The sequence below is a fragment of the Promicromonospora sp. NPDC060271 genome, assembly GCF_042726755.1.
Classification (GTDB): Bacteria; Actinomycetota; Actinomycetes; order Actinomycetales; family Cellulomonadaceae; genus Promicromonospora.
This window is the reverse complement of record NZ_JBHXBG010000074.1, coordinates 1-12,729: the sequence shown is the minus strand read 5'-3', so window position 1 is coordinate 12,729 and position 12,729 is coordinate 1. Positions and strand designations below refer to the sequence as shown.

At 68.6% G+C, this 12,729-nt stretch carries 15 protein-coding genes; 10 read left to right on the top strand and 5 right to left on the bottom strand.

Annotated elements, in window-relative coordinates:
- Positions 1 to 84 precede the first annotated feature (84 nt).
- A complete protein-coding gene (locus tag ACFWE2_RS13335) occupies positions 85 to 861 on the top strand; it encodes an SDR family NAD(P)-dependent oxidoreductase (RefSeq protein ID WP_377224706.1) in 777 nt (258 codons plus the stop codon).
- Positions 862 to 920: 59 nt separating this feature from the next.
- Here the strand turns inward: ACFWE2_RS13335 and ACFWE2_RS13330 are convergent, their stop codons facing one another.
- Positions 921 to 2,003, bottom strand: a complete 1,083-nt coding sequence (locus tag ACFWE2_RS13330) for a magnesium and cobalt transport protein CorA (protein WP_377224705.1) — start codon at positions 2,001 to 2,003, stop codon at positions 921 to 923.
- A gap of 65 nt (positions 2,004 to 2,068) precedes the next feature.
- Between ACFWE2_RS13330 and pyrE the strand changes: the two genes are divergently transcribed.
- The 3 genes from pyrE (at position 2,069) to ACFWE2_RS13315 (ending at position 4,268) form a co-directional block, all read left to right on the top strand.
- Positions 2,069 to 2,644, top strand: coding sequence for an orotate phosphoribosyltransferase (gene pyrE / locus ACFWE2_RS13325; RefSeq protein WP_357444440.1), 576 nt, complete (start codon positions 2,069 to 2,071; stop codon positions 2,642 to 2,644).
- Positions 2,645 to 2,725: 81 nt separating this feature from the next.
- Positions 2,726 to 3,454 carry a hypothetical protein gene (locus ACFWE2_RS13320; protein ID WP_377224704.1) on the top strand — a complete coding sequence of 243 codons (729 nt, stop codon included), beginning with the start codon at positions 2,726 to 2,728 and terminating at the stop codon, positions 3,452 to 3,454.
- 37 nt (positions 3,455 to 3,491) lie between these two features.
- Entirely contained in the window at positions 3,492 to 4,268 is a 777-nt protein-coding gene (locus tag ACFWE2_RS13315) for an HAD-IIA family hydrolase (protein ID WP_377224703.1), read from the top strand.
- A 19-nt stretch (positions 4,269 to 4,287) separates the two neighbouring features.
- On the opposite strand, the gene ACFWE2_RS13310 is transcribed toward ACFWE2_RS13315, so the two are convergent.
- From ACFWE2_RS13310 to ACFWE2_RS13295, 4 genes are all read right to left on the bottom strand, one after another.
- A complete protein-coding gene (locus ACFWE2_RS13310; protein WP_377224702.1) occupies positions 4,288 to 4,791 on the bottom strand; it encodes a hypothetical protein in 504 nt (167 codons plus the stop codon).
- A gap of 288 nt (positions 4,792 to 5,079) precedes the next feature.
- The gene (locus tag ACFWE2_RS13305) at positions 5,080 to 5,400 is read right to left on the bottom strand and encodes a hypothetical protein (RefSeq protein WP_377224701.1); all 321 of its coding nucleotides are present in this window, start codon (positions 5,398 to 5,400) and stop codon (positions 5,080 to 5,082) included.
- Entirely contained in the window at positions 5,397 to 6,182 is a 786-nt protein-coding gene (locus tag ACFWE2_RS13300) for an HAD family hydrolase (protein ID WP_377224700.1), read from the bottom strand. The genes ACFWE2_RS13305 and ACFWE2_RS13300 overlap by 4 nt, the downstream gene beginning before the upstream one ends.
- A gap of 65 nt (positions 6,183 to 6,247) precedes the next feature.
- The gene (locus tag ACFWE2_RS13295; RefSeq protein WP_377224699.1) at positions 6,248 to 7,090 is read right to left on the bottom strand and encodes a TauD/TfdA family dioxygenase; all 843 of its coding nucleotides are present in this window, start codon (positions 7,088 to 7,090) and stop codon (positions 6,248 to 6,250) included.
- A gap of 154 nt (positions 7,091 to 7,244) precedes the next feature.
- Between ACFWE2_RS13295 and ACFWE2_RS13290 the strand changes: the two genes are divergently transcribed.
- From ACFWE2_RS13290 to fbaA, 6 genes are all read left to right on the top strand, one after another.
- Positions 7,245 to 7,664: an NUDIX domain-containing protein gene (locus tag ACFWE2_RS13290; RefSeq protein ID WP_377224698.1), complete on the top strand. Its 420-nt coding sequence runs from the start codon at positions 7,245 to 7,247 to the stop codon at positions 7,662 to 7,664.
- Positions 7,661 to 8,827, top strand: coding sequence for a helix-turn-helix domain-containing protein (locus ACFWE2_RS13285; protein WP_377224697.1), 1,167 nt, complete (start codon positions 7,661 to 7,663; stop codon positions 8,825 to 8,827). The genes ACFWE2_RS13290 and ACFWE2_RS13285 overlap by 4 nt, the downstream gene beginning before the upstream one ends.
- Before the next feature lie 48 nt (positions 8,828 to 8,875).
- Positions 8,876 to 9,355, top strand: a complete 480-nt coding sequence (locus tag ACFWE2_RS13280) for a TIGR00725 family protein (RefSeq protein WP_377224696.1) — start codon at positions 8,876 to 8,878, stop codon at positions 9,353 to 9,355.
- 92 nt (positions 9,356 to 9,447) lie between these two features.
- Positions 9,448 to 10,113, top strand: coding sequence for a TrmH family RNA methyltransferase (locus ACFWE2_RS13275; RefSeq protein WP_377224695.1), 666 nt, complete (start codon positions 9,448 to 9,450; stop codon positions 10,111 to 10,113).
- 100 nt (positions 10,114 to 10,213) lie between these two features.
- Positions 10,214 to 11,449 carry an MFS transporter gene (locus ACFWE2_RS13270; RefSeq protein WP_377224694.1) on the top strand — a complete coding sequence of 412 codons (1,236 nt, stop codon included), beginning with the start codon at positions 10,214 to 10,216 and terminating at the stop codon, positions 11,447 to 11,449.
- 188 nt (positions 11,450 to 11,637) lie between these two features.
- Entirely contained in the window at positions 11,638 to 12,657 is a 1,020-nt protein-coding gene (gene fbaA / locus ACFWE2_RS13265) for a class II fructose-bisphosphate aldolase (RefSeq protein WP_377224693.1), read from the top strand.
- Positions 12,658 to 12,729 lie beyond the last annotated feature (72 nt).

Genomic DNA, 12,729 nt, shown 5'->3' with positions numbered 1-12,729 from the left:
GTCCCCGAGGTGAGCGATTGTGCCCAGGATCAGGCCGGAATCTGGGCACAATCGCTCAGCCGCCCAACGGCCTAAGGTGCCTCTATGAGCACAGCACTGATCACCGGCGGGTCCGCCGGCCTGGGACTCGAGTTCGCTCGGCAGCTCGCGGCGGCGGGACACGACCTGGTGCTCGTGGCCCGCGACGAGGAGCGCCTCGACCAGGTCGCCGCGGAGCTCCGCGGCGCCCACGGTGTGGCGGTCGAGGTGCTCCGCGCGGACCTGTCGGTGCCCGACGACGTCGCGCGGGTCGCGCGGCGGCTCGCCGTCGGCGGCGGCGGTCCCGAGGACGGCGGCCTGCCGCCCGTCGGGCTGCTCGTCAACAACGCGGGCTTCGCCACGAGCGCGAGCTTCGCGGAGGGCCGGATCAGCACCGAGCGCCGCGGGATCGACGTCATGGTCAAGGCGGTCGTCGAGCTGACCCACGCCGCCGTCGGGCAGATGCTCGAACGCGACCGGGGCGCGATCCTCAACGTCGGCTCGGTGGCGGCCCTGACCGCCGGCGGCACCTACGCAGCGGCCAAGGCGTACGTGCGGACCTTCACCGAGTCGCTCGCGGTCGAGCTCAAGGGCACCGGCGTCACCGCGACGCTGCTGTCCCCCGGCTTCACGCACACGGAGTTCCACGAGCGGGCGGGCATCCCTAAGTCGGCGATCCCGGAGTGGGGTTGGCTCGACGCCTCCGACGTCGTCCGGGTGGCGCTGGAGGACGTGCGCCGCGGCGTCGTCCTGTCCACACCCTCGGTGCGGTACAAGGTGGCCGCCGCCGTGCTGCGGGCGGCGCCGCGCTGGGCCGTCCGCGCCGTCGGCAAGTACCGCTGAACCGACCCGTCCGTGTCAGAAGCTCAGGTCACTCCGGTGACCTGAGCGTCTGACAAGTGTCAGAGCCAGCCGACCTTCTTGAAGATCCAGTAGAAGATCCCGCCCAGGCCGAGCATCCCGGCGAGCGCGAGCGGGTACCCGAGCGTCCAGTGCAGCTCGGGCATGTGGTGGAAGTTCATGCCGTAGATGGTGCCGATCAGCGTCGGCGCGAAGAGGATCGCGGCCCAGGCGGAGATCTTCTTGGTCTGCTCGCTCTGCTGAAGGCTGATCGCCGACATGCGCCGCATCTCCTCGTTCTGCTCCTGGGTCACCAGGGTGGAGTGCACGTTCAGCGCGTTCGTCAGCAGCGCGCGGAACGTGCCCGACGTCTCCGCGTGCTTGACGGCGTGGTCCAGCACGTTGCGCAGGCTGCGCAGCAGCTCGACCCAGAGCGGGTCCTGCGGGAGGTCGGCGTCGAGGTGCTCCGTGCCCGGCTCCCCGCCGACGTACCGCTGCTTGGCGTCGTGCAGCTCCTGGAGCATGTCCACCAGCGGGCCGGTGGCGCGCTGCAGCCCGATCACCTCGCGGGTCGCCTCGTAGATGCGGAACGACACCTCCGGGTCGCGCGAGAAGAGCTGGTCCTCGATCTGGTCGATGTCGCCGCGCAGCCGCGTGACGACGGGGCGATAGGTGTCAACGACCTCGTCCAGGAGCGCCACGAGGATCGCGACCGGTCCCAGGCGCAGCAGGTCGGGGTCCTGCTCCAGCCGGCCCCGCATGGCGTCCAGGTCCGGCGTGACGGACCGCCGGATGGTGACCACGAAGTCCGGTCCCACCCAGGCGTGCACCTCGCCGAACTCGACCCGGTCGATGTGCCCGTCACCGTCGTCGTCCACGCTGCGCGCGGGATGCAGCACCACGAACAGGACGTCGTCGTAGTGCTCGATCTTCGGGCGCTGGTGCGCGTGGATGGCGTCCTCGACGGCGAGGTGGTGCAGGGAGAACTCCTCGGCCACCTCCCGGATCTCGTCGGGTTCGGGCCAGGCCAGGTCGACCCAGGCGGTCCCGCCCCGCTCGCGGGTGACCTCGCAGGTCTCCTCGATGCTCGCCGGGTTCGCCGTGCGCTTTCCGTCCACGTACACCGCGTTGTCCATGATGCTCACAGCAGAACCCTCCCAGAGGTCCACGGCAACCCGGACCGGCGTCCGCCGCGACGTACCCTTGCACCGTGAACGCTGACTTCTCCCCGACCCCGCGCGAGCAGCTGGCAGAGCTCATCAAGGAGCTCGCCGTGGTGCACGGCAAGGTGACCCTGTCCTCAGGCAAGGAGGCCGACTACTACGTCGACCTGCGCCGGATCACGCTGCACCACCGGGCGGCCCCGCTCGTCGGGCACGTGCTCCTCGACCACCTCGAGGAGGTAGGGCTCGGCACCGCCGAGATCGACGCGGTGGGCGGGCTCACCCTCGGCGCCGACCCCATCGCCGACGCGCTGCTGCACGCCGCGGCCTCACGCGGGCAGGACCTGGACGCGTTCGTGGTGCGCAAGGCGGCCAAGGCGCACGGCATGCAGCGCCAGATCGAAGGGCCGGACATCGCCGGGCGCAAGGTGGTCGTGGTGGAGGACACCACCACCACCGGCGGCTCGCCGATCGCCGCGATCGAGGCGGCGCGCGCGGCGGGCGCCGAGGTGCTCGGCGTGGCCACGATCGTCGACCGGGCCACCGGAGCCGGCGAGAAGATCGAGGCGCTCGGCGTGCCGTACCACTACCTGTACGGCCTGCAGGACCTGGGCCTCGCCTGAGGTCGCCAATACCGTAATCCGGTCGTCTCGATATCACTTCCCGCGAAGACTTTTGCCTAGCCCTACTGTATCTTTAGGTTCATGGGGCCATTTGTCGCTTTAGTCCTGCTCGTCATCGGACTGGTGGCGTTCACCATCGCCGCGGTGCGGGTGATGAAGCGCGGGCGCTCGCAGGACGTCGCCCAGTGGGCAGAGGCGAACGGGTGGGAGTACATCGGCAAGGATCCGGTGCTCGCCCAGCGCTGGAGCGGCCAGCCGTTCGGCCTCGGCCTGGACCGGGAGGCGCGCGACGTGCTCCGGGGGAACGTCGACGGCCACGACATCGTCTCGTTCACCTACACCTGGCGCACGGGGACACCCGGCGCCGACACGCGCCGCCCCGGCCTGCGGCGCACTGCCCACGTCGTGGCGCTCGACGCACTACCGGGCGAGCCCGTGGTGGACCTGTCGCCGGAGGGCATCCGCGAGAAGTGGCAGAAGCTCTTCGGCGCGCAGGACGTCCAGATCGACAACCCCGCGTTCGACGGCCAGTGGCTCGTGCGCACCTCCGACGAGTACTTCGCGCGCAGGGCCCTCGACGCGCGCCTCGCGAACATCGTGATGCTGCCCGACTTCCACGGCTCGCGGCTCCGGATCGAGGGGCCGTCGATCATGCTGTGGCGGCCCGGCCGTACCGACGTGACGACCCTGACCGAGCGGGCCAAGCGCGTCGCGGAGGTCGCGCGGATCGTGCTGCCCATGGAGAAGGGTGGTCCGCGCTTCGAGTCGGGCGGGACGATCGACGGCTACGGGATCCCGGGCCTGACCTGACCCCTGGCGGTACGGCGCGCCAGCTAGGCTGACGCCCATGATCGAGCGGACCACCGAAGCCTGGCTGACGGACATGGACGGCGTGCTGGTGCACGAGGGCACCGCCCTTCCCGGCGGCCCCGAGTTCATCAAGGCGCTGCGGGACAAGGAGCTGCCGTTCCTCGTCCTGACGAACAACTCGATCTTCACGCCACGCGACCTGCGTGCCCGGCTCGCCTACAGCGGCATCGAGGTGCCCGAGGAGAACATCTGGACGTCGGCCCTCGCCACCGCCCAGTTCGTCGCCGACCAGATCCCGAACGGCAGCGCGTACGCGATAGGCGAGGCCGGCCTGACGACGGCGCTGCACCAGGCGGGCTACACGCTCACCGAGTCCGACCCGGACTACGTGGTGCTCGGCGAGACCCGCACGTACTCCTTCGAGGCCATCACCAAGGCGATCCGGCTGATCACGGGCGGCTCCCGGTTCATCTGCACCAACCCCGACGTGACCGGCCCCTCGCAGGAGGGCCTGCTGCCCGCCGCCGGGTCGGTGGCCGCGATGATCACGGCGGCGACCGGCCGCCAGCCCTACTACGTGGGCAAGCCGAACCCGGTGCTGTTCCGGTCGGCGCTCAACCTGATCGGCGCGCACTCGGAGTCGACGACGATGGTGGGCGACCGCATGGACACGGACATCCTCGGCGGCATGGAGGCCGGCCTGGAGACGTTCCTGGTGCTCACGGGGTCGACGACCGTCGACGAGGTCGAGACGTACCCGTTCCGCCCGAGCCACGTGGTGAACTCGATAGCGGACATCGTCGACCAGGTCTGATCTTCTGACGGCGTGCAGGTCAGACAGTGAGGAGCCGTGCCCACCGCGCTCGGTGATCGATGTCGGCGAGCGAGCGCGCACGCAGGACCAGGTCCGCGACGGCGCCCTGCTGGTCGAGCTCGAACTGCTGGCCGGGGAATCGCTCCCGGAACCAGGCGGACACCGCAGGCCACGGGTACAGGCCCCATTCCGCAGGTCCGCTCGTCGCGGGGAACCCTGCGTCGACGTCTGTGGCCCTCGCCCGTACCAATTCGGTGTCCTGGCCGACGCGAGCCGCGATCTCGTCGAGTGTCACCAGATCCGCTAGTTCGAGACCGACGACGCGCTGCCCGGTGGCCTCGATCTTCCACACGACGGCTGTGACGGCGTCGGCGAAGGAGTCGGTGTCGATGGCGACGTGCGCGTCGGTCGAGCCGAGACCGCCCTCGATGCTGTGGACCTCGGGCACTCCGGCCTCGATAGCATCCTCCTCCGCTTCGCTCAGCTCGCGGTCCAGGCGAAGGGTGAACTGGAATGTCGTCATGAGACGTGGTCCTTGTGCTGGGCGATGAATCGACGGATCTCCTTGGCCCCATTCTCTGGGTTCTTGCCCGTCGAGAAGACCTTGACATGCTTGCCGCAGGAGCATTCGATCCGACCCCACGTGTGACCGCTCAGCTCACGGACTCCGAAGCCTGCGCGCCGAGCCTCCTCGACCGCCTTGCGGACCTCTTTGTGCATCGTGTCGACCCCATCACTTGGTTCGTAGGAGCAGCGCCTCGTAGAAGTTGGTTCTGCCGCTGTGTCAGCAGCGAACGGCGCCTGGGTGGGGTCAGATCGAGACGTGGTAGACAGCAGCGGTGGCGCCGTGAGCCCAGTGATACGCCGGCATCGCCGCTTCGCTGCACCAGCGCCCCGGGCGGCGAGCCTCACCGGCAGGAACCCATTGGTAGGTGTGGCGGGCCGTGTCGGTCGCGACCTGTTGGAGCGTGACGTCGCTTCCGCAGTTCACGCAGGTTCCGCGCGGAGCCGTCGGTGGCGCCGATACGGGCGCGGCCGGGGCCTCAGGTCCCAACAGAGGGGGTGCGGTCACGGTGGCGACGGCTTCGGAGGCGAAGTCTTCCTGCTCCGCTCCGAGTTCGACGGCGCTCATCGCGCGACCGTCAACGAACGGAGCACGTCGACCACCCCGTGTTCTTGGAGGTTCCCTGTGACCTCGTCGGCGGCGGCGCGGACAATTTCAGGTGCGTCTCCCATGGCGACGCCGCGCGCTGCCCACCGCAGGGCTTCGATGTCGTTGTCGGAGTCGCCCACAGCGATTGTGTTGGTGGGGTCGACGCTCAGACGACGGCGTACGGTTTCGAGGGCTGTCGCCTTGGAGAGCCCGCCGGGGGTCACGTCCAGCCAGTCGACGCCGGCGGGTGTGACGGTGAGCCCGACGGCACGCAACGGGTTGACCAGAGCGTGCACGCTCGGCGCGCGCAGCACGATCCGGGGAGAGGCCAAGGTCTGCAGCTCATGTACCGGCAGCACCGTCTGGTTACCTCGTAGAAGCCCAGCGGGAAAGAGGGCATCGACGTAGTAGCCGACGCCGATCTCCTCCACGGCGATCCCCAGTGCGGGCAGCCGCGCGGTGAGCGCCGCGGTGATGACCAGACGTGAATCGAGGAGCTGGACATCGATACCGGCGTCGAGCTCGTACCCGTCCGAGCCGGATGCCAGGCGGGCGATCACCGCACCGTTGGACGCGACGACCCAGCCTGTATCGAGATCCAGGGCGCGAGCGATGGGCATCACACCGGCCAGGGACCGGCCCGAGGCCAGAACCACGTGATGGCCGCTCGCCCGAGCACGAGAGACGGCCGCAGTCGTCATGGCGGGTACGTCCAGGCTGCCGCTGGCGGTGATTGTCCCGTCGATGTCCAATGCGATCATCACTGACCCGCTTGCCCCGGCAGAATATTCGGACAGGACCGTTGGCGTCGAAGTAGTCGCCGGTGTCATGGGTGGTCCCCAGGGGCTGTGATGGATGAGAGGGGTGCGGGTTCGGCAGTTGTGGTCGTGTCGATGGGCTCCTGACGGCGCAGGACGGTGGGAACGGCAGTCTCGCCGGTTACGGTGGTTTCCGGCCGGAACCCCGCAGTCACGGTGTGAGGGCGTGGGTCCGCTGTCACTCGGTACATGAGCCGTGGTCCGGCAAAACCTCGGCGCCCATGAAGCCACCGGCGGTTGTTCAGCACGTAGCCAGCGCCAGTGCGGACAGGCAGCGTGACGAGGTGTCGTTCGATCGCGGCACGCAGAGCGGGAATGTGTGGTGCGACGGCGGGTGCGAACCGCACGAGGCTGTCGAGCCTGAGCCGCACGGCCACCACACCGTCCGGTCCAGGTGCGAAGACCGATCCGAGGTATCCGTCGGCGCCGCCGAACAGTGCGGAGCGCGGAGCGCACAGCGCAGCGAGTGCGCTGGGCATGGTCTGTGCCAGGTCGTCATAGACGGCCTGTCCGTCGACGATCACTGACTCGCCGCCGGAGACTGGTTCCTGGCTGCAGACCGTCAGGAGCAGTCCGGGCGGGTTCTCGATGCTGGAGCGGTCGGTGTGGGGTGCCAACGGTGCGCGGGTGAATCCCACCATGGCGGCGTCGCGGTGAGCGCGGTCTTCGATCGCGGTTGCGCCGTCCAGGTCGCTGTCTCTGTGCGGCACCACGGTCCCGATCGAGTGGGCGAGCGCGACGAGCCCGGACCGTCCGGGCACGCCATCGATCAACGCCACTCCGACTGATGCAACGTCCGCGAGCACATCGGCTGGTGCCGAGCTATTACGGAGGGGTAGGTCCGTGTGCATAGGTGTCCACCTCCAGGTTTCGATGCAATGAACTACACCGCCTGCGGCGAAGGGCGTCTACTGACGGATTGTCAACCCTGATCTGGCATCCCGTGCTGGGCGCTGTTGCTACGCTCGCAGCGATCGAACGGTAGCCACACGAGAGGATGATCTGGTGTCTCTGTCTCCGTCCATGTTCCCGATTTCCGTCAAGGGTGTTGTCGCGGACAAGGCCGAACGGGTGCTGCTCCTGAAGAACGAACGTGAAGAATGGGAGCTGCCAGGCGGGCGTATTGAGATCGGCGAGACGCCCGAAGAATGCGTGGCCCGCGAGATCTGGGAGGAGACGCAATGGAAGGTCAAGACTGGCCCGATTCTTGACACCTGGATGTACTACATCCAGGTGGCTAAGAAGCACGTCTTCATCGCGACCTATGGTTGCTACCCGGAGGCGGACGTTGAACCCGTCCTGTCGCATGAGCACAAGGAAGTCGGGTTGTTCACCGCCGCTGAGATCGCCCGGCTGACGATGCCTGAGGGCTACCGTCGATCCATCGCGACATGGCTCGAACTGATGGCTCGCGACCTGCGATGACCGAGCGGTCGCCGGGAGGTCAGCGAGGGCGCCCGTCAGCCCTGTGGCTGTGGTCTAGCACCGACGCGAGCCATGCGCTGCGTTCCCGCGACCTCGCTGTGATCCTCCGCGCCTACCGTCGACTGAACGGGCTGAGCCAAGAACAAGTAGCCGCGCTGCTCGGTTACGACAAGACGTATGTGTCGATGATCGAGACCCGCCGCCGGACCATCACCGACGTCGGCGTCCTTCGCCACATCGCACAATGTCTCGGTGTCCCACCGCACGTCCTCGGCGTGACGGCAGTGGACGATGCCACGACGGCAGCGCTCACACAGTTTGCGGAATCAGTGTTGAAACTGGCGGACATCGCCCGCCAAGCGGGTCGCACCGTCGATGCTATCGACGAGCTGTGGCCACTCGTCGCCAGGCTTGAAGCCCGTGCGATCGACGGATACGTCGACCGAGGATCGTGGGCGCTTCTCGGCAGAGCGCGGGCATCCCTTGGCATTGCACTCGGAACGGTACTCCCGGAGGAAAGACTCGCCACCGCCGCACGGTGGACGGGGCAGGCCCTGAACGTCGCTCAGCGACTGGACGAGCCGCAATTCCTTGCCTATGCGTTTGCTATGCATGGAAACGAGCTCAGAAAAGCAGGGCGGACCAGTGCTGCGATTGAGCGCTTGAGCAGTTCGATCGAACTGCGCGCAGATCCCGCTGCGCGGATCACTGCACTGGCTTTCCTCGCGCGCGCTGCCGGCGAAGCAGGCGACGCGGCGTTGTTCGACACCACAATCGACAACTATCAGCGTCAGCTCGACACCTTGGGAGACGCCGGGATGCTCGGCAACCAGTTCACATTTCACGAGGTGCGGATACGTGGCCTCGTCGCCACGGGCCGAGGATCCCTCGCTGCCAGACTCATGGAGTCGCTGCCTGTCACGGCTCAAGCGGTGGCTCCACAGTGGACAGTCATCGAGAGGGTGACCGCTGGCGAGGTGCATCTCGTCAATGGCGACCGGGACGCAGCAGAGGAAGCGTTGTTGACGGCACTGTCCGGTGCCGAGAAGTACCGGCTCCCTCACCAAGCCCAGCGCGCGATCCGTATCGCCTCACGCGGTGCCGACGCCGTTGTGGAGGCAGGCCAAGCGATACTTGCGCGGTTTCGCAGGCTTGATCCCTGAGCTCGTTTCGACATGCCATCTGAACCTGAGCCGTGACCAGGAGGAACCATGCCGAACCAGGTCGCTGTCTGCGGGCCACGCGAATGCACCGAGCAGGACGCCGCCAACGCGCACGAGGTCGGGCGCTTGCTCGCCCAAGCCGGAGCCACCGTCCTCAACGGTGGCGGGGCAGGCGTCATGGCCGCAGTCTCCGCCGGCGCGCGCTCGGCCGGCGGTCTGGTGATCGGAGTCCGTCCGGGAGCCAGCAAGAACGACGCCAACCCTGATCTCAGCGCCGTCCTGGTCACGAACATGGGTGAGGCCCGCAACGCCGTCCTGGTGTGGTCGGCGGATGCCGTGATCGTCGTCGGCGGTTCCTGGGGCACCCTGTCCGAGCTCGCCCTCGCCAAGCGCCGTGGAGTGCCGGTGGTCAGCCTCGGCGGTTGGCAGATGCTCGACGTCGACGGCCACCCCGTTCCAGACTCACCGCCGATCGCGGCAACCCCTCAGGACGCTGTCGCTTTCGCTCTGGAGCATGCGGGCTCGTGAGGTGAGATCGCACGACAAGCCGCGCGGGGGATCGGGAGGGACAGCCGCTGTCCCCACGAAGGCTGCGCGTCCGGCGGGGCACAATGACGGGCATGACCAGCACCGAGTCCTCGCGGGACACACCTGCCCAGCCGGGGGTCGAGCCTGTCGAGAGCCAGGTCGGCGTCGGCCCGTGGCCCGGACCGCTGCCCGACGACCCGCGCTACGACCCGGAGCTCCTGGCCGACGGCGACCGCCGGAACGTCGCCGACCACTACCGGTACTGGTCCGTGGAGGCGATAGTCGCCGACCTGGACACGCGCAGGCACCCGCTCCACGTGGCCATCGAGAACTGGGCGCACGACCTCAACATCGGTTCAGTGGTCCGCACCGCCAACGCGTTCAACGCGGCGGGCGTGCACATCGTGGGCCGACGTCGGTGGAATCGCCGCGGCGCCATGGTCACCGACCGGTACCTGCACGTGACGCACCACCCGGACGCCCCGGCGCTGGCCGAGTGGGCGCGAACGGCGGCCCCGGGCGGCCTGCCGATCGTCGGCATCGACAACGTGCCGGGCTCCGTACCGATCGAGGGGTATGCCCTCCCCCGGGAGTGCGTCCTGCTGTTCGGCCAGGAGTCCACCGGCCTGACGGCGGAGGCGCAGGCCGCCTGCGACGTCGTCCTGCACATCACGCAGTACGGCTCGACCCGGTCGATCAACGCGGGAGCCGCTGCCGCCATAGCGATGCACGCCTGGGCGACACGGCACGCCTCGTAGGCCGTCGCTCCAGGGCGAGCACGGGACGCCGTCGGCCCAGAGACGTCGTTGCTTGCGGGTGAGGACTCGGCAAGGATCGTCAGGTGGACCGGAGCGGCGGATGAGCAGCGAGTCCCTGACCCGGGACCGGAACTTCGTGGTCTTCTGGGGCACCCAGACGCTCTCGGTGCTGGGCGACTCGTTCTCGGTGATCGCCTTCCCCCTGCTCATGCTGGAGGCCACCGGCTCGCTGGTGCAGATGGGCCTGCTGACGAGCGTCATGGCGGTCGGGTCGCTCTCGACGGGCCTCGTCGGCGGGGCGGTGGTCGACCGGTTCGACCGGCGCAGGCTCCTGATCGCCTGCGACGTGGCGCGCCTGCTGCTGTTCGCGGCCGTCCCGGTCTGCTGGGCGATCGAGCCGCAGACCTGGCTGCTGTTCGTCGTCGCGGGTGTCGCGTCGGTGTTCGGGCAGCTCTTCCGGATCACCTACATCACGGTGGTGCCGGCCATCGTCGGCCGGGAACGGATTGCCGAGGCCAACAGCAGGCTCCAGGCCACCGCCTCGCTGGCCACCATCGGCGGACCGGCGCTCGCCGGGCTGATCGCCTCGACGGTGGGCGTCACGACGGCGATCGCCGTCGACGCGGCGACCTTCGGCGTCTCGGCGCTCGGGCTGCTCGCCGTCCGCCTCTCCCGGGTGGCACCCGCCGCGACGGTGGACCGCCCCGGTCTCGGACGCGACCTCCGGACGGGCTTCGTCACCGGCGCGCGGTTCCTGTGGCGCCACCCCGTGCTGCGCGTGCTGACCGTCTCCCTGACGATCACCACCTTCGTCACGTACGGCCTGACCGACGTGATCATCTACCAGGTGCGGCACGGCCTGGGGCAGAGCGAGGACGTCGTCGGGTACGTCATGGCCGCGGCAGGGGCCGGTACGTGCCTCGCGGCGGTCCTGTCCGCCCGCCTGCGCCGGACGTTCGGCTTCGGGGCCTGCTGGATCACCGCCATGACCCTGTGCGGCCTGGCAGGCGTGGCACTCGCGCTGAACCGCGACGCGGTGGTCATGGGGGCGGCGGTCTTCGTGTTCTGGTTCGGGCTCATGCTCGCTGCGGTCTGCTCGATGTCGCTGCGCCAGCTCGTCACGCCCGACGCCCTGCTCGGGCGGGTCACCGCGGCGTTCTGGACCATCCACTACAGCCTCGCGCCCCTCGGCGCCGCTGTCCTCACCGCCGCCGCCGACCGCTTCGGCGCATCCGGGCCGCTGCTCGCGGTGGCCGTCGTCTATCTGGCGGTGGTCGGCGTAGCCGCCTTCACCCCCGTCCGTGAACGCAACCCGGAGGACCGCCCCGTCAGCTGAGGTCAGAGCGGTCCTCGACGGCGTCCGAGGGTGACGGACAGACGAAGACCACAGTGTTTCGGCCGTTCGACTGTCGAACGGCCGCACACAGCGGCCTGTGGATCGTGGCAAGATCGAAGGTGCCTACCCGGGCGGCCCTGGACATTCTTTGCGACCGCCCATCTCACCAGTCATTTGGAGTTTCGCAGATGCCCATCGCAACCCCTGAGGTCTACGCCGAGATGATCGACCGGGCGAAGGCCGGCAAGTTCGCCTACCCCGCCGTCAACATCACCTCGTCGCAGACCATCACTGCCGCACTTCAGGGCTTTGCCGAGGCCGAGTCCGACGGCATCATCCAGGTCTCCGTGGGCGGCGGCGAGTACGCGTCGGGCTCGACGGTGAAGGACCGCGTCTCGGGCTCGCTGGCGCTCGCGGCCTACGCGACCGAGGTCGCCAAGGGCTACGGCGTCAACATCGCCATCCACACGGACCACTGCACGGCCGACAAGCTGGACTCCTGGGTCAAGCCGCTGCTCGCCATCGAGGCGGAGCAGGTCAAGAACGGCGGCCTGCCGACGTTCCAGTCGCACATGTTCGACGGTTCCACCGTGCCGATCGAGGAGAACCTCGTGATCGCGGCCGAGCTGCTCGAGCTGTCGCAGGCGGCGCGCACGATCCTCGAGATCGAGATCGGCGTCGTCGGTGGCGAGGAGGACGGCCACACCGCCGAGATCAACGACAAGCTGTACACGACGGTCGAGGACGGCCTGGCCACGGTCAAGGCACTCGGCGCGGGCGAGAAGGGCCGCTACCTGACGGCCCTCACCTTCGGCAACGTGCACGGCGTGTACAAGCCGGGTGCCGTCAAGCTCCGCCCGGAGATCCTGCTCGACATCCAGAAGGCCGTCGGTGCGGAGATCGGCAAGGAGAACCCGTTCGACCTCGTGTTCCACGGTGGTTCGGGCTCGACGGCGGAGGAGATCGCCGCGGCCGTCGACAACGGCGTCATCAAGATGAACATCGACACCGACACGCAGTACGCGTTCTCGCGTCCGGTGGCCGACCACTTCTTCAAGAACTACGACGGCGTGCTCAAGGTGGACGGCGAGGTCGGCAACAAGAAGGCCTACGACCCGCGTGCCTGGGGCAAGGCGGCGGAGGCAGGTATGGCCGCCCGCATCGTCGAGGCGTGCCAGCAGCTCCGTTCGGCCGGCCACAAGATGTGAGCTGATCCGGCGGGGCGATCGCGCCGAATGATCGCCCGCTGAATGATCGGTAAAAGGTCAGGTGATCGGCAG